This is a genomic window from Variovorax boronicumulans (genome assembly GCF_030812215.1).
Classification (GTDB): Bacteria; Pseudomonadota; Gammaproteobacteria; order Burkholderiales; family Burkholderiaceae_C; genus Variovorax; species Variovorax boronicumulans_C.
This window is the reverse complement of sequence record NZ_JAUSSG010000004.1, coordinates 235,957-258,378: the sequence shown is the minus strand read 5'-3', so window position 1 is coordinate 258,378 and position 22,422 is coordinate 235,957. Positions and strand designations below refer to the sequence as shown.

Annotated in this window: 22 protein-coding genes; 14 read left to right on the top strand and 8 right to left on the bottom strand. The window is 66.4% G+C overall.

What is annotated here, in order from left to right; translation table 11 throughout:
• The 7 genes from J2W23_RS13190 to J2W23_RS13160 form a co-directional block, all read right to left on the bottom strand.
• On the bottom strand, positions 1 to 1,275 hold the full coding sequence (locus tag J2W23_RS13190) for an AAA family ATPase (RefSeq protein ID WP_307649056.1): 1,275 nt from the start codon (positions 1,273 to 1,275) through the stop codon (positions 1 to 3).
• A gap of 37 nt (positions 1,276 to 1,312) precedes the next feature.
• Positions 1,313 to 2,701 (bottom strand): type II and III secretion system protein family protein, encoded by a 1,389-nt coding sequence (locus J2W23_RS13185; RefSeq protein ID WP_307649055.1) that lies wholly within the window; start codon positions 2,699 to 2,701, stop codon positions 1,313 to 1,315.
• A gap of 39 nt (positions 2,702 to 2,740) precedes the next feature.
• On the bottom strand, positions 2,741 to 3,727 hold the full coding sequence (cpaB, locus tag J2W23_RS13180; protein WP_307649054.1) for a Flp pilus assembly protein CpaB: 987 nt from the start codon (positions 3,725 to 3,727) through the stop codon (positions 2,741 to 2,743).
• 68 nt (positions 3,728 to 3,795) lie between these two features.
• Positions 3,796 to 4,305 (bottom strand): A24 family peptidase, encoded by a 510-nt coding sequence (locus tag J2W23_RS13175; protein WP_307649053.1) that lies wholly within the window; start codon positions 4,303 to 4,305, stop codon positions 3,796 to 3,798.
• 17 nt (positions 4,306 to 4,322) lie between these two features.
• The gene (locus J2W23_RS13170; RefSeq protein ID WP_307649052.1) at positions 4,323 to 4,526 is read right to left on the bottom strand and encodes a Flp family type IVb pilin; all 204 of its coding nucleotides are present in this window, start codon (positions 4,524 to 4,526) and stop codon (positions 4,323 to 4,325) included.
• Between the two features lie 425 nt (positions 4,527 to 4,951).
• A complete protein-coding gene (locus J2W23_RS13165) occupies positions 4,952 to 6,421 on the bottom strand; it encodes a L,D-transpeptidase family protein (RefSeq protein WP_373423929.1) in 1,470 nt (489 codons plus the stop codon).
• Positions 6,388 to 7,536: a nuclear transport factor 2 family protein gene (locus J2W23_RS13160; RefSeq protein ID WP_307649050.1), complete on the bottom strand. Its 1,149-nt coding sequence runs from the start codon at positions 7,534 to 7,536 to the stop codon at positions 6,388 to 6,390. Before J2W23_RS13160 ends, J2W23_RS13165 begins: the two co-directional genes overlap by 34 nt.
• Before the next feature lie 197 nt (positions 7,537 to 7,733).
• On the opposite strand from J2W23_RS13160, the gene J2W23_RS13155 reads away from it, so the two are divergent.
• The 10 genes from J2W23_RS13155 (at position 7,734) to J2W23_RS13110 (ending at position 17,787) form a co-directional block, all read left to right on the top strand.
• A complete protein-coding gene (locus tag J2W23_RS13155) occupies positions 7,734 to 8,696 on the top strand; it encodes a LysR family transcriptional regulator (RefSeq protein WP_176659138.1) in 963 nt (320 codons plus the stop codon).
• Between the two features lie 117 nt (positions 8,697 to 8,813).
• The gene (locus J2W23_RS13150) at positions 8,814 to 9,335 is read left to right on the top strand and encodes a hydroxyquinol 1,2-dioxygenase (protein WP_176659139.1); all 522 of its coding nucleotides are present in this window, start codon (positions 8,814 to 8,816) and stop codon (positions 9,333 to 9,335) included.
• 142 nt (positions 9,336 to 9,477) lie between these two features.
• Positions 9,478 to 10,485 (top strand): hydroxyquinol 1,2-dioxygenase, encoded by a 1,008-nt coding sequence (locus J2W23_RS13145; protein WP_176659140.1) that lies wholly within the window; start codon positions 9,478 to 9,480, stop codon positions 10,483 to 10,485.
• A gap of 86 nt (positions 10,486 to 10,571) precedes the next feature.
• Complete coding sequence (locus tag J2W23_RS13140; protein ID WP_307649234.1) at positions 10,572 to 12,035, top strand: aldehyde dehydrogenase family protein; 1,464 nt, start codon at positions 10,572 to 10,574, stop codon at positions 12,033 to 12,035.
• A gap of 51 nt (positions 12,036 to 12,086) precedes the next feature.
• Positions 12,087 to 13,340, top strand: coding sequence for an ABC transporter substrate-binding protein (locus J2W23_RS13135; RefSeq protein WP_307649049.1), 1,254 nt, complete (start codon positions 12,087 to 12,089; stop codon positions 13,338 to 13,340).
• 4 nt (positions 13,341 to 13,344) lie between these two features.
• Positions 13,345 to 14,064: an ABC transporter ATP-binding protein gene (locus J2W23_RS13130; protein WP_307649048.1), complete on the top strand. Its 720-nt coding sequence runs from the start codon at positions 13,345 to 13,347 to the stop codon at positions 14,062 to 14,064.
• Positions 14,061 to 14,780 carry an ABC transporter ATP-binding protein gene (locus J2W23_RS13125; RefSeq protein WP_307649047.1) on the top strand — a complete coding sequence of 240 codons (720 nt, stop codon included), beginning with the start codon at positions 14,061 to 14,063 and terminating at the stop codon, positions 14,778 to 14,780. The genes J2W23_RS13130 and J2W23_RS13125 overlap by 4 nt, the downstream gene beginning before the upstream one ends.
• Positions 14,773 to 15,636 carry a branched-chain amino acid ABC transporter permease gene (locus tag J2W23_RS13120; protein ID WP_307649046.1) on the top strand — a complete coding sequence of 288 codons (864 nt, stop codon included), beginning with the start codon at positions 14,773 to 14,775 and terminating at the stop codon, positions 15,634 to 15,636. Before J2W23_RS13125 ends, J2W23_RS13120 begins: the two co-directional genes overlap by 8 nt.
• A gap of 5 nt (positions 15,637 to 15,641) precedes the next feature.
• Positions 15,642 to 16,649: a branched-chain amino acid ABC transporter permease gene (locus J2W23_RS13115; protein WP_307649045.1), complete on the top strand. Its 1,008-nt coding sequence runs from the start codon at positions 15,642 to 15,644 to the stop codon at positions 16,647 to 16,649.
• A 130-nt stretch (positions 16,650 to 16,779) separates the two neighbouring features.
• The gene (locus J2W23_RS13110) at positions 16,780 to 17,787 is read left to right on the top strand and encodes a Bug family tripartite tricarboxylate transporter substrate binding protein (RefSeq protein WP_176659147.1); all 1,008 of its coding nucleotides are present in this window, start codon (positions 16,780 to 16,782) and stop codon (positions 17,785 to 17,787) included.
• A 122-nt stretch (positions 17,788 to 17,909) separates the two neighbouring features.
• Here the strand turns inward: J2W23_RS13110 and J2W23_RS13105 are convergent, their stop codons facing one another.
• A complete protein-coding gene (locus J2W23_RS13105; RefSeq protein WP_307649044.1) occupies positions 17,910 to 18,704 on the bottom strand; it encodes an IclR family transcriptional regulator domain-containing protein in 795 nt (264 codons plus the stop codon).
• Positions 18,705 to 18,812: 108 nt separating this feature from the next.
• Here J2W23_RS13105 and J2W23_RS13100 point away from each other — a divergent pair, with 108 nt between their 5' ends.
• The 4 genes from J2W23_RS13100 to J2W23_RS13085 are packed head-to-tail and all read left to right on the top strand — an operon-like array spanning position 18,813 to position 22,372.
• Positions 18,813 to 19,514: a 3-oxoacid CoA-transferase subunit A gene (locus J2W23_RS13100; RefSeq protein ID WP_176659149.1), complete on the top strand. Its 702-nt coding sequence runs from the start codon at positions 18,813 to 18,815 to the stop codon at positions 19,512 to 19,514.
• A complete protein-coding gene (locus J2W23_RS13095) occupies positions 19,511 to 20,158 on the top strand; it encodes a 3-oxoacid CoA-transferase subunit B (protein ID WP_307649043.1) in 648 nt (215 codons plus the stop codon). The genes J2W23_RS13100 and J2W23_RS13095 overlap by 4 nt, the downstream gene beginning before the upstream one ends.
• Before the next feature lie 34 nt (positions 20,159 to 20,192).
• On the top strand, positions 20,193 to 21,398 hold the full coding sequence (gene pcaF, locus J2W23_RS13090; RefSeq protein WP_307649042.1) for a 3-oxoadipyl-CoA thiolase: 1,206 nt from the start codon (positions 20,193 to 20,195) through the stop codon (positions 21,396 to 21,398).
• Positions 21,398 to 22,372 (top strand): Bug family tripartite tricarboxylate transporter substrate binding protein, encoded by a 975-nt coding sequence (locus J2W23_RS13085; RefSeq protein WP_307649041.1) that lies wholly within the window; start codon positions 21,398 to 21,400, stop codon positions 22,370 to 22,372. Before pcaF ends, J2W23_RS13085 begins: the two co-directional genes overlap by 1 nt.
• The last annotated feature ends 50 nt before the right edge of the window (positions 22,373 to 22,422 follow it).

The window sequence follows — 22,422 nt, the reverse complement described above, 5'->3', positions numbered from 1 at the left end:
TCAACCTTCACTTGGGCTCTTCCGGAAGCGCGATATCAGCGCGCCCCAGCGAGAATCTTTGGCCGACGATTGGCCCGTTGGAGATATGAATTCCTGGTGCAGGCCGCGGGCCAGGACCGAAACGGCTTGCGAATAGGGGTCGTTGCGCGCGGTGCGCACCAGCATCTCGCCACGGCTCGCGGCGGCCAGAAGCGGTGCACTGCGTGCAGGCAGCACGTGGCGAAGTGGCAGTTCGAGGCGCTCGGCGATGTCCTTCGCGGAGAGGCCTACATGGCTGTCGAACTTGTTGACCACCAGCGAGAGGTTTTCGGTTTCGATGCCACGAGCACGCAACTCCTTGAGCAGATTGGCGGTGGACACGATGGCGCCGATGCTCTGGTCGCAGACCACCCAGGTGGGATGGGCTTCGCGCACGGTCTGGGCCATGAAATCGACGGTCGAGAAGCCGCCGAAGTCGGCAATCTGGAAATCGAAGAAGTCGGCCAGGCGCTTGATGAGCCCCACCGAATCGGCATGCGAGATCTCGCGCACCTGCGTGAGGCTTGCGGGCAGAGGAAGCACGGCGACACCGCTGCTGTGATGGGCCAATGCGGTGTGCAGCAGCGTTTGATCGAGCCGGCGCAGATTGCGCACACCGTCGACGAAGCTGAAGCCGCTCTGCGTGTCCAGGTACAGAAGACCGTCGCGCGCGGGGAGTCCCAGGTCGAGGAGCGCGACGCCCTGGCGCGCGGCACGTCCCGGCGTGTGCACGGGAGGCTGTGCCAGAAGATCGGTCAGGGTCAGGGCGAGGCTGGTTGCCAGCGTGGTCGTGCCAAGGCCCGCGCGCGCGCCGAGCAGGGCGAGGGTGCAGCCGCGTGCTCCGGCTTGCAGGGTACTACGCCGTTCGAGCAGGATGCGCAGCGTGCTGACGGCTTCGGTCGAGGGTGCCGACATGTCGATGAAGTCGTCTACACCTGCGCGCAGTGCCGCCAACATGGCCGCAGGTTCGGTCGACATGCCCGTGGCAAGTACGGGCAATGCAGGCCAGTCGCGTTTGAGGCGCCGATGCAGTTGCGTGGCTGCTGGGCCTTGTTCGGGTGAGAAGTCGATGAACACCGCCACGGGGCCGAGGAGCGAGATGCGCTCGTCGACCGACTTGGTGTCGGGCTCCAGCACCACCACGGAGCCCAGGCGCCCCAGCGCATCGGTCAACCAGGTGACGTGGCCGCCATCGCTGGACGCAAAGAGATAAGTCTCTGCGCCCATTTCCGGAATGCTGTCGCGTGGAGCGTTCATGGTTCTGTGCAACGGTGCCTGAGTTGCCAGGTTTTCATCAGCGGGAGAAGCCTGGAACGGCCGTATCGGCGGCACCGCCCAGGAAGTAAGAGCGCCACACCGCGCCGTCGCGCTGCTCGGCGCTGCCGGGCATGTACGGCGAGAGATCCGTGCCGCGTGCGATCGGCTTGACCAGATGCGGCGTCACGAGGATCACCAGTTCCTTCTCGCTCATCTGGTACTTGTTCTGCTTGAAGAAGGATCCGAGCACTGGCAGGTCGCCGAGCAGCGGCACCTTGTCCGCATTGGAAGTCGTGGTGCGGCTCACGAGCCCGCCGATGATGAAGCTCTCACCGTCACCGAGTTCCACCGTCGTGTCGGCGCGCCGTGTCGTGATGGCCGGAACCGCGACACCGTTGATGCTCAGTGAATTCGTGTAGTCGAGGTCGCTGGCTTCGGGCGCCACTTTCAGCACGATGCGATCGTTCGAGAGAACGGTGGGCGTCAGCGTGAGGCCGATGCCGAAAGGCTTGTATTCGATGCTGGTGGTACCCAGGCCCTGGGGTGCGGGCACAGGCAATTCGCCACCGGACAGGAAGCTGGCGCTCTGTCCGGACATGGCGACAAGGGTAGGCTCCGCAAGAACGCGCGCCATGCCGTTGCCTTCGAGAAAGCCGACGTTCAGTCCAATGCCGGCCTTGCCGAAGTTGAACAGCAGGCTGAAAGCCTGCGCCAGCGGATTGTTGTATTCGCCGCTGATCGAACCGTCGGATCCAAAGGAGGCGGACCGCAAGCCCGACGGAGTGAACACGCCAAAGCTGAATCCGTTGGAGTTGGCACGGGTGCTGAAGATGTTGAGGCCCGCCTGCTTGAGCACGCTGCGATTGAACTCCACCACCTTCACCTCGACCTGCACGGTATTGCTGCGCACGTTCACTATCGAACGGTCGATCAGCGCCGACTTGTCGGGAGCGCTTGCCAGCGCGGTTTCGCGGGCCTCCTGGTGCTCGGGCATGGTGGCCAGCGTTCCGCTCATGGTCGAGGTGCGCCGCCTGACTTCCACCAGATAGGTTGTTGCCGCTGGCTGACCTTTCTCCCAGATCATGAGCGTGGTTCGCCCGGCGGTCTTGCCCGTGATGATCAATCGCGCCGCCGGGGTGCCCGAGGTCTTGCGCGTGATGGAAACGCCGGCCACGGCTTCGTCGGCAATGGCCATGCGGTCAATGCCCTTGTCGATCAGCAGCTCCTGTTGGGTGCCGGCACCCACGATCAGCGGAATCTGGGGCTGGCGCTTTGGTGTCACTGCATCGGCGGCGACGGAAGCAATCGGCCAGATGCCGGGAGCCGAGAGGCACAAGGCCAGCAGCGGCAGCCGAAGCAGTCGGATGCCCGTCGCCGATCGGTCATGAGGGGCGGTGGTCGGCTTCGCGCAGTGCGGGTACGGCATGTGTCTTCTTTCTTGGACGGTGATGCTTGGCTGTCGGGATCAGTACTGCAGGGTTTCGCTTTTCTCGCCGCGAATGACCTCCACCTGCAGGCCTGCGCGTCCTGCGGTGCTTGGCCGACTGCTGGTGCCGACAAGCCGGACACTCGCCGCGGGCGGTCGCGCACCCGCCTGGCCACCCGTGACGAGGTCGTTGGTCGTCAGCCCGGCTTGCGCGCGATCCAGACCTTCAAGCGGACCCCGAGGCGGTTCGCCCGGCTTGAGTCGTACGGGCTGCAATGCGGTCGGCAATTCGGCAAAGAGCTTGGGATCGGGTTCCTGCGTGTCTGCCGGATTGCGCAAGGCGAGCAGCAATCGGCCACTGGATTCGCCGAGCGTCAGGCGATTGATGTCGTCCACGGGGACCGCGAGAACCACGGTCCGGGGTGCCTCGACGCGCTGGGGCTGCTGTTGTTTGTCCGCGGTCTTCGATGCCAGGCCGTCGACCGAAGCCGTGCCGAAAGCCAGCACGCGCTTGCGCGAAAGAAGCAGGCGGGCCTGGCTGCGATCGACATCCTTGCCGTCGGACTTGAGCATGATGAACACATCGACGAAATCGCCGGGCTGGACCTTGCTGCCGACGCCCATCACCTCGTCGGCCTTGATCGCCACCGCGCGCTCGCCCTCGGCGACCCGCAACGCGAGTCCCGACACCATCTGGCCTTCGAGCAACGGCGTGCCGACCCCGAGATCGAGGACCGGGACCCGGCCCGTGGCGACCACCACATCCTGGAATGCGCCCGCCGGGTTGATGGTCAGCCGTTCGACGCGCAACGCGTCCGCGGGTATCACTTGCCCGGCCGGTAGCGCCTTTGTGGCCACCACCACGGGATAGGTGGCAGCCTCCTGGCTTTTCACCCGGGTGGGATCCTGCGTGGTCGTCGCCACGACGGGAGGCGGTGCCTGCCGGCTGAGCATCCATGCGTATCCGCCCAGCGCGATGGCCAGCAGGACAAGGATGGCGGCGATGATTTTGGTGAGATTGATCATGGGCGGCGTATCAAAGAAGGGGTGGCAATCAAAGAGCCATCAATGAACAGCTCGCGGCGGCGGGGCGACTACCCGCTCTGTCGGCCCCAGACCATCCACACGATGGCGGCCAGAGCGAGATAGGCCGCGTAAGGAATGAAGCGCTGCCGGGTCGACGGTGGGATCTCGCCATCGGAAGGCGACGGTCGCCCGGACAACATGAGCGACAGCCGATACGAAAAGGGCCAGCGCTGAAGAATGAGCCAAAGGACGGCATGAAGGCCGGCGAGGAGACTGCCGATCACCCAGATCGGCAGCAGCGCCCACAGGCCGACCCACAGTCCGAGAGCGCCGGCGAACTTCACGTCGCCTGCTCCCATGAGCTTGAAAACATAGAAAACGAGAAGGAAGCCGAAGCCGGCAACCGCCCCGAGGAGGGCATCCGTCCAATCCTGTCCGAGCGGCCCCGTCCCCAATGCAAGTGCTGCGAGTGCCAGGACGGCACCTGCAAGCACAAGCCAATTCGGGACGCGGCGTTGTCGGAAGTCATAGGCGGCCACGATGAGCAACCAAAGAAAGCAAGTCGATTGCAAAGTCATTGATTGCCGGGTGGCTTTTAGCTGCCGCCGCCAGGAGCGGGAGTCGCAGTGCCGGCCGATGTGAGAGCCGTCGAAATCTTCGTGAAGATAACGGCAAGCTTGTCGCCCAGGCCGGGAAGAATTGCCACGATCGCGACAGAAATAAGCCCCGCAATAATTCCATATTCAATTGCGGTAGCACCTTCTTCATCGCGCAGAAAACGAGTAATAGAACTAAGCATGATTTACCCCTTGAGGAGAGTTGAACAACGACTGGCAAGGTGGATGTTATACAGCGTAACTCCGTGTATCAACAAGACAAACCCGGGGGAGTGAGGTCCTTCGTGTGATATTGGAGAAGTACATAGCAGGATGGCGGCCAGCCTCCTGCCACCCAGGCCAGAACGATCCTGGTCAGGTTGGTTAACAATCGAGAGACGTATTTTTCCCTCTGTAAACCGCATCGAAACTCCCATGAAGATGGGAGGGAACGTTACGGTGCCGGGAACGCGCGGAAGGGGGGTGTTACGGGAACAAACGCGTTACGTGTTACGTAGCACGGGGTCTCGGAAGGCGAGTTGTAACACCCAAAATAGGCACTTTGGGTGCGCAAAAAATCACAGATTGGGGGTGTGCCCCCGTCGCCGTCAGGGCTTAGGCAGGGAGTTCAGCCCAGGATTTCTTCGTGAAAGAGCTTCCACTCGCTGCCTTGGCGCAGCCAGTACTGGCGCCGGGTGCGCCCGCTCTTTTCGCCTTCGAAGACTTCTCCGAAGGTGGCAACCATCGTGTCGTCACTGTCACGCCAGTGCAGATACGACATGTCCTTGAACTGGACGCGCTTGCCTTGCGCATATTCCACTTCGTCGTGAACCGAAATACCTTCGGTCGTTTTTCTATTGCTGCGCTGGAAATCCGGTAAATAGAATTTCTTTAATTGCGCTTCATTTCCGCTGGCCCGTGTATCTTTCCAGGCGGTAATTGCATTGGTAAATGCCTGGGCTTCTTTTTCGGCCTGCGGCGGCGAAATCCATTGCAGGCTGCGGGCGGTGACCACCGGCGTGGCGCCGATCTGCACCTTGCGCAGCAGCTGCTTCAGGTCGGGGTTGGCCATGACCACGCAGCCATCGCTCGCGAGCGGCGCCCGGGCGAACTGCTGGGGCGGGGTGCCGTGCAGCCAGATGCCGCCGCCGGTCCGGCCGCGCCGCACGTCGTAGGGGTTCGGGTAGTTGATGGGCAGGGCGCCCGCGCCGTAGAAGTCCTTCAGCGATTTCGGGTCGAGACTGCTGGTGATGTAGTACACCCCCAGCGGGGTGCGCGCATCGCCCTCGGTGAGCTTGTCGGTGCCCGACTTGCCGACCGAGATGTAGTAGTCGGCCACCAGCTTCAGCCCCTTGTCGGAGTTCTCCAGCAGGTACAGGCGCGAGCGCGAGGCATCGACCGCGATGGCGTAGCGGCTCCGGGTCGAGAGCGACAGGAACTGCGAGGGCACGGTGCCCGCCGGCGGCCGCTCGCGCAGGGCCTGCAGGCGGCGGCGCGATTCCTCGTGCAGTTCGGCCATGGCCGGGTTGCCGCGCATCTTGGCGATGCCGGCCGTGTCGGGCAGCGAATTCGTGGGCGGCAGCTGTGCCGCGAGCAGGTCGCCGTAGACGAGCTGCGCGAGCTGGAAGTTGGGATAGTCCCGCACCAGGTCGCGCGCCTTGGCCAGCGCGGGGCGGGCCTGGCCGCGGCCGAACATTTCGTAGACGGAGATCAGGCGGGCTTCGGCGCTGCTGGCTTCCTGGATGGACCCGGCGGGTGCGGGCTTGCGGGCGGGTTTGGCTGCGGATGCGGTCCGGGTCTCTGCCAGTGCGGCTCTCTTGCCCTTGGCCTGGAGCGACTTGCCGGCGCCGCCCCGGGCTTCCCTGGCGGAAGCACGGCTGCCGGTGCTGCTCTTGCCGGCCTTGGCGCTGCTGCTGGTCTTTGCGCTGCCCGTCTTGTTCGACGCGAAGGCGGCGCCGGGTGCCGCCAGCATCAGCGCCGATGCGGTCATCAGCGCTGCGAGCAGGTTCCCGCGGCGCGGGAACGGAGGATTCTGTAGCCGGCCGTGCCGGACGATGTCTGCCACTAGCCGCCGACGCTTTCCTTGCGAATGTGCCATTGATTGCCCGAGCGCTGCATGTCCAGCGTCTTCCGGCTCGAGATGTTGAGGTTGTCCGCGCGGTAGATCTGGCGGAATTTTGCCGTGGCGTTCTGTCCGTCGACCTTGATCACGAGGTTCTCGATGTTCACGCTGATGCTCGACTTGCCGACGATGCGGGCGCGCCGTTCTTCTTCCCAGGACTTGCGGCTCTGGCCGCCGCCGGGTGCGAAGTCGGGGCCGTAGGCGGCGAGGTAGCGGTCCATGTCCTGACCGGCCCAGGCGGAAGCCCAGCCGCGCACCGCGCTTTCGACTTCGGCTGCGGAGGCCGGTGCGGCAGCAGGTGCCGGCGTCGGAGCGGCTTCAGGTGCCTTGGCTGCCGGCGCTGCCGCCACCTTGGCGGGGGCAGGGGCCGGAGCAGGCACGGGCGCCGCGGCGGCGGCGGGCGCTGCTGCCACCTTGGCGGGAGCAGGGGCCGGTGCGGGTGCGGCCGCAGGTGCCGGGGCGGGCGCCTTCGCGGCAGGCGCCGGCACGGGCCGTGCAGCCTCGGGCGCCGCCGCCACCAAGGCGGTCGTCGGCTTGGCGCCCGGCGTCGGCGTGAAGAGCGTGCGGATCACGGCCAGCTTGGGCTGCACCGCGGTGTTGTTCTGGTCCAGCTGCAGCGCCTTGCTGTAGGCCTGGCTCGCGAGCCGCGCGTACACGTCGCCCAGGTTCTCCTGGGCGGTGGCGTAGCTGGGGTTGGTGCGAATGGCGCTCTCCAGGGCGCTGCGGGCCTTGTCGAACTGGTTCTGGCTCGCGTAGATCACCGCGAGGTTGTTGTACGGCTCGGGCAGCTCGGGCGCATCCAGCGTGAGCTGGGTGAAGGCGGCGATGGCCTCGGCGCGCTTGCCGGTGTCCAACTGGATCACGCCCTTCAGAAAGCGCATCTGCGGATCGCGGGGCTTGTCCTTCAGGAATGCGTCGGCCTTGGCCATCGCCTCGTCGAGCTTGCCGGCCTGCATGAGGCGGTCGACGTCTTCGTGCTCGATCGCCGCCAGTGCGGGGAGGGTTGCGCCGCAAGTGGCAACGGCCAGCAGCAGTGCGCGCACGGTGGGAGAAAAGGAGAAGCGGGCGCGAGGCCGGGGGCTCTTGGGCATTGCGGACAAGACCTCGTAGGGGTGGATAACGCAGCAGGTTGGGCGGCAGGCATTGTAAGTGGGGCGGGTAACCTTCCGAAACAGCGATGACGGCCTTTCGTCTTGCCTGCAACGGCCGGCTCCGGGCTTTCCCCCATGGGGCGCCGGGCACCCCGTTCCCGGACGCAAAAAGCAGGCCCGCGCAGTACAGTGCCGCCGTGGACCGCCTCCAAAGCATTGAAACTTTCGTTCGTGTCGCGCAGACCCAGAGCTTTGCGGAGGCCGCGCGCCAGTTGCGGGTCGCCAATTCGGTGGTCACCACGCGCGTGAAGCAGCTCGAAGAGTTCCTCGGCGCGCCGCTGTTCCACCGCAGCACGCGGGTGGTCCGGCTCAGCGACATGGGCCAGGCGTTCTTGCGCGACTGCACCGAGTTGGTCGGCCGCGCGAACGACATCGTCGACCAGATGCGCGATGCGCGCGGCACGCCTTCGGGAACGCTGCGCGTTCATGCGCTGACCGGCATGGTGCTCGGCCGCTTCGCCACCTTGCTGCGCGAGTTCCAGACGAACTACCCCGACATCCACCTCGAGCTGATCGTGAGCGACGCGGTGGCCGACCCGGTGAAGGCCGGCGTCGACTGCGCGCTGCAGATCTTTCCCGCGGCCTCGCAGGAGCTGGTGTCGCGGCCGCTGTTCCCGGTGCGTCGATTGCTCTGCGCCACGCCCGCGTACCTCGAAGCGCACGGCACGCCCGCCACGCCGCGCGAGCTGCACCGCCACAAGCTGGGCCTGTACTCGGGCTACCCCACGCGCGACCGCTGGACCTTTCATCACAACGGCGAGCAGACCACCATCTACCTTGCGGCGGCGCTGCTGACCAACAGCGTGCACCTGCTGCGCGAATACGCGCTGGAGCACGCCGGCATCGTCTGCCTGCCGACGCTGGTGGCGGGCGATGCGATTGCGCGCGGCGACCTGCGCGTGGTGCTGGCCGAGCACCAGCTCTCGTCGTTCTCGCTGAGCGCGGTGTATGCGGGCACCTCGCGCAATGCGCTCAAGCTGCGCCTGTTCATCGAGCACATCGCCACGCGATTCACCCGCGTGCCGCCGTGGGACGCCACGCTGATCGAGCGCGGAATGATCCCGGCGGAGCTGATCGAATTCAGCCGATCGAGTGGATAGCGATCCCGGGTAAACCCGGTCGATTGTTCGGAGACTCCGAATAATCCTCTTCCAAACTGGTCCCTACCGGCGCGGCCGCATGGCTTCTAGAGTTCGTCCATCCAAGGAGACGACACCATGACCGCCCCCGCTTCCACTGCCTACAAGACCCGCTTCGGATCGCTCAAGCATTTCGAGAAAGGCCACGTCGAGCCGATCGACGACGACGTGCGCCACTACGCGTTCTCCAACTGCTTCGAGATCGCGAGCACCAGCAAGCCGTACGAGAAGGTCGTCTTCGGCCAGAACCAGATCTACGTGCTCGAGACGCTGCGCGCCGAAGGCACCTCGCCCTGGTTCACCTGCGCGCACGACGAGTTCGCGCTGGTGATGGATGGCGAAGTCGAAGTGCACCTCGTGCAGCTCGATGCCAGCCAGGCTGTCGCCGACGCCGAGAAGAACGGCGCCGTGCTCGTGAAGGGCGAACCGCAGGGCAAGAAGATGGGCTGGATGAAGCTCTCGCGCGGCCACCAGGGTCTCTTGCCCAAGAACACCGCCTACCAATTCCGTACCGCCGGCGAGCCGGGCGTGATCGTGTTGCAAAGCTGCAAGGGCGATCTCTCGGTAGAGAAGTGGGCCGACATCTGCCAGGCACATTGACTCGCCCCCAGGCTTCGCGCACTTCGTGTCGCTTCGCCAACCCCCTACCGGGGGCAACACCAGCGGCCCGGCAAAGCCGGTTCCGCGGTGTTCCACGAAAGACACGGCACTTGAACATTCAAGACCAGATGAGGAAAGCACCATGAACGCACCCGCAGAACTCGCCCGCGTGATCGCATCGCAGCCCGATGCCACGCTCGGCTACAAGGATTTTTCGCTTGGCAGCTTCCGCTTTCGCCGCGACGAATACTTCGTGCACATCGGCTGGAAGACCCGCGACGGCCGGCCCATGAGCCACACCATGGACGCCGGCAACTACCTGCGCGCACTGATGCGCGACGTGGCCTGGGGCTTCTTCTACGGCTGGGTCAATTTCGACGACGTGTTCGGCACCGTCAACCACTACGACTCGGTCGACCTCTATGCCGGCAGCTTCAACGGCACGATGAAGGACGCGGGCATCGACCTGCTCGAGAACTTTCCGACCGCGCAGATCCGCGCCACCTTCGAGGCGATGCTCGACGACTGGACCAACGAGAGCTTCGACCCCTTCAGTGCGCCGCAGGAAACCGGCTCGCCCTACGGCCGCAAGAGCGGCAACAACACCGCCAAGATCACGAGGGCGCGCGAGCTCGCCAAGCGCTGCGTGGGCCTGAAGGGCGACCTCGACCTGCGCAGCGACGAGCGCGGCGCGCCCATCAACCGCGCCTTCGCCGACGTGCCGCAGGCCCAGCCCGAACTGCACCCCGAGCCCGGCTTCGAGAACGAGGTGCATGCCTTCAATCTTTTCGGCTTCCTGAGCCGCTCGCAGGTCACGTGGAACCCGAGCTTCACCTCGGTGGTGAAGCACAGCTACATGTGCCCGACGACCGAGGAGCACATCCTGCCGATCATCCACGGCAACGACCGCGTCGAGTGGTTCTTCCAGATGACCGACGAGATCCACTGGGACTGCGGCGACAAGAACACCGGCAAGCCCATGGCCCGCGTGATCATGAAGGCCGGCGACATGGCCGCCATGCCCGCGTACTGCCGCCACCAGGGCTTCAGCCCCAAGCGCTCGATGCTGCTGGTGTGGGAGAACGGCTCGCCCAGCCTGGTCTACGAGATCCAGAAGGGCGAGAGCCCGGAGATCCCGGTCCAGTTCTGACCGGCCTTCTTTCCCTTCGCCCCCCAACGCTCCATCCAACTCTCCCCTTCGCGGGGAGGGAGAGGAAACTCATGCCTGCGCCATCCATCCGCCACCAGCTCTTCATCGACGGCCGCTTCGTCGATGCCGAATCCGGCGAGACCCTCGCCACGCTCAACCCGCACGACAACACGCCCATCGTCGATGTCGCGCTTGCGGGCAAGGCCGACGTCGACAAGGCCGTCGCCGCCGCCAAGCGCGCGTTCCCGAAATGGAGCCGCATGGCCGCCGCCGACCGCGGCCGCATCCTGCTCAAGCTCGCCGACCTCATCGAGGCCAACGGCGAAGAACTCGCCCGCCTCGAATCGCTGGACACCGGCCATCCGATCCGCGATTCGCGCCGCCTCGACGTGCCGCGCACGGCGGCGTGCTTCCGCTACTTCGGCGGCATGGCCGACAAGTTCCAGGGCGAGACCATTCCGGTGGAGGAGGGCTTCCTCAACTACACGCTGCGCGAGCCCGTGGGCATCGTCGGCCAGGTCGTGCCGTGGAACTTCCCGCTGATGTTCACGAGCTGGAAAATGGCGCCCGCGCTCGCGGCCGGCAATTGCATCGTGATGAAGCCGGCCGAGATCACGCCGCTCAGTTCGCTGCGCATCGCCGAGCTGATGGCCGAGGCGGGCCTGCCGCCCGGCGTGGTCAACATGCTGCCGGGCCTGGGCAGCGTCGCGGGCCAGTACGTCGCCGAGCATCCGGAGATCGCGAAGATCGCCTTCACCGGCAGCACCGCGACGGGCCGGCGCATCGTGCAGGCCAGCGCGGGCAACCTGAAGAAGGTGCAGCTCGAACTCGGCGGCAAGGGTCCGAACATCGTGTTCGAGGATGCGAACCTGCAGGCGGCCGTCAATGGCAGCGCCTGGGCCATCTTTCACAACCAGGGGCAGGCCTGCATCGCGGGCTCGCGGCTCATGCTGCACGAGAAGATCGCCGATGCGTTCCTCGAGCAGTTCATTCCGCTCGCGAAGTCGATTCGCCTGGGCAACCCGCTCGACGATGCGACCGAGATGGGTCCCCTCACGAGTGCGCAGCACCGCGAGCGCGTTCTGAGCTATGTGGAAGTGGCGCAAGGTGAGGGCGGCGAACTGCTTGCGGGTGGCAAGTCGCCCGGCGGCGATCTTGCCCAGGGTTGCTATGTCGAACCCACGGTGATGCGCGCGAAGTCGTACAAGGACCGCGTCGCGCAGGAAGAAGTCTTCGGCCCTTTCGTCACCGTGCTCACCTTCAAGAACGACGAAGAGGCGATGCAGATTGCCAACGGCACCGACTACGGCCTGGGCAGCGGCCTCTGGACCCGCGACCTGCAGCGCGCCCACAAGGTCGCGCGCGACCTGCACGCCGGCATGGTCTGGATCAACAGCTACAAGCGCGTGAACCCGGGCTCGCCCTTCGGCGGCGTCGGCCAGAGCGGCTATGGCCGCGAGATGGGGTTCGACGCGATGCGCGAATACACGCAGGTCAAGAGCGTGTGGGTGAACGTCGACGCGCAGATACCGCCGCACTTCGCGCGCTGACCGGCCCCGTTCAGGCGGCACCACAAACACAAACACGAGACGGAGACAACCATGACATTCAATCGCAGACAGTTCACGCAGGCCACCGCCGCACTCGTGGCCTCGGGCGCGGCACCGCTGGTGTTCGCGGCCGACACGCTCAAGATCGGTTATGTCTCGCCGCAGACCGGCCCGCTCGCGCCCTTCGGCGAAGCGGACAAGTGGGTCATCGAGCAGATGAAGACCGCGTTCAAGGACGGCATCAGCGTCGGCGGCAAGAGGTACGCGGTGCAGATCGTGCTGAAGGACAGCCAGTCGAACCCCAACCGCGCGGGCGAGGTGGCCAACGACCTGATCCTGAAGGACAAGGTTGCGCTGGTGCTCACGGCAGGAACGCCCGAAACCGCCAACCCGGTGAGCGATGCGTGCGAACTCAACGAGGTGCCGTGCATCTCCAGCGTGGTGCCGTGGCAGCCGTGGTTCTTCGGCCGCAAGGGCGATCCGGCGAAAGGCTTCAACTGGACGTACCACCTGTTCTGGGGGCTCGAAGACGTCATCGCCAACTACACCAACGGCTGGAAGACGCTCGCCACCAACAAGAAGGTCGGCGGCCTGTTCCCGAACGACGGCGACGGCAATGCGTGGGGCGACAAGGAACTGGGTTTTCCCAAACCGCTCGCGCAGATGGGCTTCACGCTCACCGACCCGGGTCGCTTTCAGAACGGCACGCAGGACTTCAGCGCGCAGATCGCGGCATTCAAGAAAGAGGGCGTGGAGATCGTCACCGGCGTGGTGATTCCGCCCGATGCCAAGACCTTCCTCACGCAGGCGCGGCAGCAGGGCTTCAAGCCCAAGGTCATCACGCTGGGCAAGGCGCTCTTGTTCCCCGGCGCGATCGAGGCGCTGGGCGACCTGGGCGACGGCCTCTCGACCGAGGTGTGGTGGAGCCCGTCGCATCCGTTCACATCGAGCCTCACGCAGCAGAGCGCGAAGGCGCTGGCCGATGCTTACGAAGCCGGTGCGAAGAAGCAGTGGACGCAGCCCATCGGCTTCGCGCATGCGCTGTTCGAAGTGGCGGCGAATGCGCTGTCGCGCGCCAAGTCGCTGAAGGCCGGCGACGTGCGCGACGCCGTCGCGTCGACCTCGATCAACTCCGTGGTCGGCCCGGTGAAATGGGGCGGGCAGGGGCCGTTCAAGAACGTGAGCAAGACGCCGCTCGTGCTCGGCCAGTGGGGCAAGGGCAAGAAGTACAAGGTCGAGCTCACCATCGTGAACAACGAAGCGGCCAGGAGCATTCCGGCCGGCGGCACGCTGCGGCTGCTCTGACGTCATGGCGCTGCTGGCACTGCATGCCGTGAGCAAGGCTTACGGCGCGCTCAAGGTCACCGACGACATTTCGCTCGCGGTGACCGAGGGCGAGACGCTGGGCATCCTCGGGCCGAACGGCGCGGGCAAGACCACGCTGTTCAACCTGATCTCGGGCGACGCGCGCGTCGATGCGGGGCGCGTCGAATACGCGGGCCGCGACGTGACGCGGCTCAAGCCGCACCAGCGCTGCCACGCGGGCATCGGCCGCAGCTACCAGGTGCCGCAGCCGTTCGGCAACATGAGCGTGTTCGAGAACCTCGTGACCGCGGCCTGCTTCGGCGGACAGCAGACCGAGCGCGAGGCCTGGCGCACGGCGCACGAAGTGCTGGAGCAGACGGGCTTGATGGCGCATGCGAACAAGCCGGCTGGCGGGCTCACGCTGCTCGACCGCAAGCGCCTCGAACTGGCGCGTGCATTGGCGACGAAGCCGCAGTTGCTGCTGCTCGACGAAATCGCAGGCGGGCTCACCGAGCCCGAGGCCGCGGTGCTGGTCGATGAGCTCAAGCGCATCAAGGCGCGCGGCGTGACGATGATCTGGATCGAGCACGTGGTGCATGCGCTGCTGTCGCTGGCGGACCGGTTGTTCGTCATCAATTTCGGGCAGAAGCTGGCGGAGGGCGAACCGCGCGCGGTGATGAACGATCCGGAAGTGCGGCGCGTGTACATGGGGATGGAAGCATGAGCGCGCCACTGCTCACCACCCACGCCCTGAAAGCCTTCTACGGCGATGCGCAGGCGCTCTTCGGCATCGACTTCTCGCTCGCCGCCGGCGAACTCGTCGCGATCATCGGCGCCAATGGCGCGGGCAAATCGACATTCCTCAAGAGCCTGACCGGCCTCGTGCGAGCACCCCGCGAAGCGATCCTTTTCAAAGGCGAACCGATGGGCGGCATGCCGCCCGGCGAAATCGTCCGCCGCGGCCTCGCCATGGTCCCCGAAGGCCGCCGCCTCTTTCCCAGCCTCAGCGTCGAAGAGAACCTGCTGATGGGCGGCACCGCCCGCCGCAAGGGGCCGTGGAACCTGCAGCGTCTCTACGCGCTGTTCCCCATCCTCGCCGAGAAGCGTCACAACCCCGGCACCTCGCTCTCGGGCGGCCAGCAACAGATGGTCGCGCTCGGCCGCGCGCTCATGAGCAACCCCGAGGTGCTGCTGTGCGATGAGCTCTCGCTCGGCCTTGCGCCCATCGTCATCCGCGAGATCTATGCCGCCATGCCCACCATCACCGGCGAGGGCATGACGGTGGTCATCGTCGAGCAGGACGTGACGATGGCGCGGCAGGTGTCGCAGCGCATCTACTGCTTGCAGGAAGGGCGCGTGTCGCTCGAAGGCAGGTCCGCCGATCTCACGCGCGAGCAGATCTCAGAGGCCTACTTCGGCATGGAGGCGGCGCATGCTTGAAACCCTCGTACAGGGCGTGCTGCTCGGCGGCCTCTACACGCTGTTCGCGCTCGGCCAGTCGCTGATGTTCGGGGTCATGCGGCTCACCAACACGGCGCAGGGGGACTTCATCATCCTCGGCGCGTTCGCCGTCATTGCGGGCGTGTCGCTCGCGGGCGATGCGGTGCCGTGGCTCGTCGCGCTCGCGGTGTTGCCCATCGCCTTCGCATTCGGCTATGCGCTGCAGCGCTACGTGCTGAATGGAACGCTCGGCAAAGACCCGCTGCCATCGCTCGTCGTCACCTTCGGCCTGTCGATCGTCATCCAGAACCTGTTGCTCGAACTGTTCTCTGCCGATCCGCGCGCCATCGAGACGAACGGGCTCAACACACAGGGCCTGGCGCTCGGCGAATCGCTCTCGCTCGGCGTGCTGCCGCTGATCGTGCTGGCCATCGCAGTGGTTGCGACGGGCGCGCTGCAATGGCTCTTTGCGCGCACCGCGCTGGGCCGGTCGTTCCGCGCCGTGTCCGACGACCGCGAGATCGCCGAGCTCATGGGGCTCGATGCAAAGAAGGTCTACGCCTTCGCGACCGCCATCGCCTTCGTGCTGATCGCCGTCGCGGGCGCGCTGCAGGGCATGCGCACGACGGTGTCGCCTTCGGACGGCCCGCTGCTGCTGCTCTTCGCCTTCGAGGCCGTGATCATCGGCGGCATGGGCTCGTTCTGGGGCACGCTGGCCGGCGCGATGATCCTGGGGATCACGCAGCAGATCGGCTTCCGGCTCGACCCGGGCTGGGGCATCTGGTTCGGGCACATCGTGTTCCTGGTCGTGCTGGTGCTGCGGCCGCAAGGCCTTTTTCCAAAGACACGCGGATGACGAACATGCCCCCACCCCTCATCGCCGTCGAGCGCGCCACCGCCGCGAGCCGCACCGCGCTCATCACCGGCATCGCGCTCGTACTGATTGCCGCAAGCTTGCCGTTCTGGGGCGAATCGAGCTGGATGCGCGAGTTCGTCGAGATCGCCTGCTACTTCATCTTCGCGATGATGTGGAACCTGCTCGCGGGCTACGGCGGCATGGTGAGCATCGGGCAGCAGGCCTTCTTCGGCTTCGGCGGTTATGTGATGCTGATGCTCGGCAACTTCGCGGGCGTCAATCCGTTCGTGGCGATCCCGTTGGGCGCGCTGGCTGCGGGGCTCGTCGCGGTGCCCGTGTCGTTCGTCGCGTTTCGCTTGTCGGGCGGGTACTTCGCGATCGGCACCTGGGTCATCGCCGAGGTGTTCCGCCTGAGCTTCGCCAACGTGTCGGCGGTCGGCGGCGGCTCGGGGACCACGCTCACCGCGCTGCGCGGCATCGAGAAGGCCACGCGCGAGCGCACCACCTACTGGATGGCGCTGGCCTGCGTGGTCGCGGCCATCGCGCTCGTGTACCTCTTCTTGCGCAGCAAGCGCGGGCTCGCGCTGCTGGCCATTCGCGACAACGAAGTGGCGGCCGAATCGCAGGGCATTCCGGTCGCGCGCATGAAGCTCGCGGTGTATGTGGTCGCGGCCTTCGGTGCGGGGCTCGCGGGCGCGCTGTACTTCGTGGGCAACCTGCGCATCAGCCCCGATGCGGCTTTCAGCGTCAACTGGACGGCTTTCGCCATCTTCATGGTGGTCATCGGCGGCATCGGCCGCATCGAAGGGCCGCTGGTGGGCGCGCTCATCTTCTGGGCGCTCAACAAGTTCCTGAGCGACTACGGCACCTGGTATCTGCTGGGGCTGGGGCTGCTTGCGATCCTCGTCACGCTGTTCTTCAAGCAGGGCCTCTGGGGCTACGCGCAGCAGCGCTGGGGCTGGTCGCTTTTTCCGACGCAGCGGCGATTGCTCGGGGCTTCACCACGCAGATGACATGCTGTCGCCTGACGCGAAATGGCCCCGCGTGAACCTCCTTCGGACTTGCGCGGTGCAGCACGATCCTGTAACGTTTGAAACAATGTGGTGACATTTCATCACTTCTTTCATCGCTCTGGAGTCTCCCTTGATGATCACCAAACGCCGCTTGCTCGAAGGCGGCGCCGCGGCAGTTGCCACCTCGTTGTTCGCGCCCGGCGCGTGGTCCCAGCAGAAGCCGGCGGCCGGCGAAGCCGCATGGCCCACCAAGCCCGTGCGCATCCTCGTGGGCTTTCCCGCCGGTGCCTCGCCCGACCTCGCGGCCCGTGCCATCGCCGAGCCGCTTTCGAAGATCCTGCGCCAGCCGGTCACGGTCGAGAACAAGCCCGGCTCCAGCGGCAACCTCGTGGCCGACCAGGTGGCCAAGGCGACCGACGACCACACCGTCGGCGCGCTGATCAACGGCAACCTCACCATCGCCAAGCTGCTGAATCCCGCGATCCCGTTCGATCCCGAAAAAGACTTCGCGCCCGTCGGCATGGTCGGCACCGCGCCGCTGGTGCTCGCGGTGTCGGGCAACGCCGCCGGCAAGACGCCGGCCGACTTCCTGCTGTGGGCGCGCAACCTGGGCGCCGGCGGCAAGTACGGCACGCCCGGCGTGGGCACCGTGGGCCACCTGGGCATGGAACTCCTCAAGAGCCGCGCCGCCATCACCGCGCAGCACAAGCCCTACACCGGCAACCCCCAGGTGATCGCCGGCCTGCTTGCCGGAGAGATCCAGCTGGCCCTGTTGCCGCCGGGCCTGGCGCTGCCGCACCTGAAGTCGGGCAAGCTCAAGGCCATTGGCGTCACCTCGCCCGAGCGCAGCCCGCTGGCGAGCGAGTTGCCCACCATCCGCGATGCGGACGTGCGCGGCGCCGACCTCGAAATCTGGACCGCGCTGGCCGCGCCCGCGGGCATGAGCAAGAACGCCGTCGCCAGGCTCAACGCGGCGCTGGTCGAAGTGACCAGCATGCCCGACGTGGCGCAGGCGCTGCTCAAGACCGGCTGGCAGGCGCAGCCCGGCACGACCGAGGCGCTGGCCCGCCGCATGCGCGCGGACACGGCGCGGCTGGGCGGCGTGATCATCATGAAGGGCATCCGCTCGGAGGCTTGACTCGCCCCCAGGCTTCGCGCACTTCGTGTCGCTTCTCCTTCCCCCTACCGGGGGCAACACCTGCGGCCCGGCGAAGCCGGTTCCGCGGTGTTTCCCGCCTTGGGCCGCTGTGCGCGAGTTGCCTAGAGCAGCCGCGAGACCTGCTTGGCCGCATCGATCAGCGCCGGCAGCATCGTCTCCTGCATCACCTTCGCGCTGGTGCGGTTCGCCTGCCCGCTGATGTTGAGCGCGGCCACCATGCGGCCCTGCTTGTCGACGATGGGCGCGGCCACGGAGATGAGGCCTTCTTCGAGCTCCTGGTTCACCAGGCACCACTGCTGCTTGCGCGCCTGCGCGACCTTGGCCATGAGCGCATCGATGTCGGTCACCGTGTGCTTGGTGAGCGCCTCGATGTTCGAAGCTTCGAGCCGCGCGCGCACTTCGTCGTCTTCGAGGTCGGCCAGCAGCAGGCGACCCAATGACGTGCAGTACGCCGGCAGTCGCGAGCCCACGCCCAGGCTGATGTGCATGATCTTCTTGGTCGGCACGCGCAGCACGTAGACGATGTCGGTTGCATCGAGCACCGCGGCCGAGCACGACTCCTGCACCTGCTGCACCAGCGCCTCCATCACCGGCTCGGCGCGGTTCCAGATCGGCATCGACGAGAGATACGCAAAGCCCAGGTCGAGGATGCGCGGCGTGAGCGTGAAGAGCTTGCCGTCGGTCACCACATAGCCCAGCGCCTGCAGCGTGAGCAGGATGCGCCGCGCACCCGCCCGCGTGAGCCCGCTGACCGCGGCGACCTCGCTCAGCGTCTGGCGCGGCGCGCTCTCGCTGAACGAGCGGATCACCTGCAGGCCGCGCGCGAACGACTGCACATAGCTGTCGCCGGGGGCGGGTGTTTCGGTGTGATGGGTGTTGGGGGGCTGGGTTGCCATGGTGAGCGATCCTCTCTAGAATTCATTATACGAACAAATGTTCTGTATACGAACAATTTGAGTCGTCCCGTTTTCGATCCCCTTTCGATTCACCCGGAGACAAGCTTCATGATCAACAAGATCGCGCGCTCGGTCGCCGATGCCCTCGCGGGCATCCCCGACGGCGCCACGGTTCTCATCGGCGGCTTCGGCACCGCCGGCATTCCCGGCGAACTCATCGACGGCCTCGTCGAGCAGGGCGCCAAGGACCTCACCGTCGTCAACAACAACGCCGGCAACGGCGAGACCGGCCTCGCGGCGCTGCTCAAGGCCGGCCGCGTGCGCAAGATCATCTGCAGCTTCCCGCGCCAGGCCGACAGCCAGGTGTTCGACGGGCTCTACCGCAGCGGCAAGATCGAACTCGAACTCGTGCCCCAGGGCAACCTCGCCGAACGCATCCGCGCCGCGGGCGCGGGCATCGGCGCCTTCTTCTGCCCCACCGGCTACGGCACGCAGCTCGCGGGCAACCGCGAAACCCGCGAGATCAACGGCAAGCAGTACGTGCTCGAGTACCCCATCCACGGCGACGTGGCGCTCATCAAGGCCGAGCGCGGCGACCGCTGGGGCAACCTGGTCTACCGCAAGGCCGCGCGCAACTTCGGCCCGGTGATGGCCATGGCCGCGAAGAAGACCATCGCCACCGTGCACGACATTGCCGAGCTCGGCACCCTCGACCCCGAGACCGTCGTGACCCCGGGCATCTTCGTGCACCAGGTGGTGCGCATCGAACGTGTCGCCACGCAAGCCGGCGGTTTCAAGAAGGCAGCATGACCATGACCTACACACGTCGCACCAAGGACCAACTCGCCGCCCGCGTCGCGCAGGACATCTTCGACGGCGCCGTCGTCAACCTCGGCATCGGCCAGCCCACGCTCGTGGCGAACCACTTGCCGCAGGGCCGCGAGGTCATCCTGCAAAGCGAGAACGGCATCCTCGGCATGGGCCCCGCGCCCGAGGCCGGCGAGGAAGACTATGACCTCATCAACGCCGGCAAGCAGCCCGTCACGCTGCTGCCGGGCGGCTCGTTCTTTCACCACGCCGACAGCTTCGCGATGATGCGCGGCGGCCACCTCGACATCTGCGTGCTCGGCGCATTCCAGGTCTCGGCCACCGGCGACCTCGCCAATTGGCACACCGGCGAGAAAGACGCCATTCCCGCCGTTGGCGGCGCGATGGATTTGGCCATCGGCGCCAAGCAGACCTGGGTGATGATGGACCTGCTCACCAAGCAGGGCACGAGCAAGCTGGTGCAGGAATGCACCTATCCGCTGACCGGCATCGGCTGCGTCAAGCGCGTGTACTCCGACCTCGCCACGCTCGAATGCACGCCGCAGGGCTTGAAGCTCGTAGACCTCGTCGAAGGGCTCACCCGCGAAGAACTCGAGAAGCTCGTCGGCCTGCCGATCGCAGCCTGATCCGCTCATTCAATCAATCAAAGAGACACAGCACATGACCAACCAAGCCTTCATCTGCGACGCCGTTCGCACCCCCTTCGGTCGCTACGGCGGCTCGCTCAGCAGCGTGCGCACCGACGACCTGGGCGCAGTGCCGCTCAAGGCGCTGATCGAACGCAACAAGAACGTCGACTGGCAAGCCGTGAGCGACGTGCTCTACGGCTGCGCCAACCAGGCCGGCGAAGACAACCGCAACGTCGCGCGCATGTCGGCGCTGCTCGCGGGCCTGCCGCTCGAAATCGGCGGCGGCACCATCAACCGCCTGTGCGGTTCGGGCCTCGATGCCGTGGGCACCGCAGCCCGCGCCATCCGCGCCGGTGAAGCCGGTTTGATGATCGCCGGCGGCGTCGAGAGCATGAGCCGCGCGCCCTTCGTCATGCCCAAGGCCGAGAGCGCCTTCAGCCGCAACAACGCGGTGTACGACACCACCATCGGCTGGCGCTTCGTCAACAAGCTCATGAAGGCGCAGTACGGCGTCGACTCGATGCCCGAGACGGCCGAGAACGTGGCGACCGACTACAAGATCGAGCGCGAAGCGCAAGACCTGATGGCGCTCAACTCGCAGCTGCGCGCCGTAGCCTCGCAGAAGTCCGGCTTCTTCGATGCCGAGATCGTGCCCGTGAGCGTGCCGCAGAAGAAGGGCGACGCGATCATCGTCAACAAGGACGAGCACCCGCGCGAGACCAGCCTCGAATCCCTCGCCAAGCTCAAGGGCGTCGTGCGCCCCGACGGCACCGTGACCGCGGGCAATGCCAGCGGCGTGAACGACGGCGCCTGCGCGCTGCTGCTGGCCGACGAAGCCAGCGCCGCGAAGCACGGCCTCACGCCCCGCGCTCGTGTGGTCGGCATGGCCACCGCCGGTGTCGCGCCGCGCGTGATGGGCATCGGCCCCGCGCCCGCCACGCAAAAGGTGCTGGCGCTCACCGGCCTCACCCTCGACCAGATCGACGTCATCGAACTCAACGAAGCCTTCGCCGCGCAAGGCCTCGCCGTGCTGCGCCTCCTGGGCCTGAAGGACGACGACGCGCGCGTGAACATCAACGGTGGCGCCATCGCGCTCGGCCACCCGCTCGGCGCCAGCGGCGCACGCCTGGCCACCACCGCGGTGAACCAGCTGCACAAGGGCGGCGGCCGCTACGCGCTGTGCACCATGTGCATCGGCGTGGGGCAGGGCATTGCCGTGATCCTGGAACGCGTCTGATGACGCTCGCGCGACGCGAGCTGCTGCTGGGCCTGCTCGCGGCGGCGGGGCTTCCCGCGCATGCGCAGGCCGATGCCAGGCCCATCCGCATCGTCGTGCCCTTCGCGGCCGGCGGCGGCAACGACGTGTTCGCGCGCCAGATGGCCAAGGGCCTCGGCGAGCTGCGCAAGTCCGGCGTCATCGTCGACAACAAGCCTGGTGCGGGCGGCAACCTCGGCACCGAGCAGGTCGTGCGCAGCACGCCCGACGGCAGCACGCTCCTGCTCGGCCACACCGGCACCGTGTCGATCAACCCCGCGCTCTACAAGGGCCTGAGGTTCGACGCGCGCAAAGACCTCGTGCCCGTCGCGATGTTCGCTTCGTCCGCGCTCGTGCTCGTGGTGCCCGCCGCATCGAAGGTGCGCAGCGTGGCCGACCTCGTCGCTGAAGCCAGGGCGCGGCCCGGCATGCTCGACTACGCATCGAGCGGCAGCGGCACCGGCGGCCACCTGACCGGCGAACTCTTCGCGCAGCGCACCGGCACCAGGCTCAATCACATTCCCTACAAAGGCACCAACCCCGCGCTCACCGACCTCACGGGCGGGCAGGTGCAGATGATGTTCAGCGTCATCCCGCCCGCGCTCGCGCTCGTCAAAGGCGGACGGCTGCGCGCCATTGCCGTCACCGGCGACAAGCGCCTGCCGTCGCTGCCCGACGTGCCCACCGTGGCCGAGTCGGGCCTGCGCGAACTCGCGGGTTTCGAAAGCACCCTCACCTATGGCCTCCTCGCGCCGCGCGGCACGCCCGATGCGCTCGTCAAGGAGCTTTCGGCGCAGATGCTCAAGGTGGCGGGGGAGAAGGAATTCCAGTCGCGCCTCGACGTGGAAGGCGCCGTGCCCTTGCTCGGCGGGCCCGCCGAGTACGCGGCGCTCATCTCGCGGGAGAGCGAGAAGTGGGCCGCGATCGTCAAGAGCTCGGGCGCGACGGCGCAGTAGCAGCAATCACGCAGTCGCCGCGCAGCCCGCATCGCACGGGCAGAGAACAA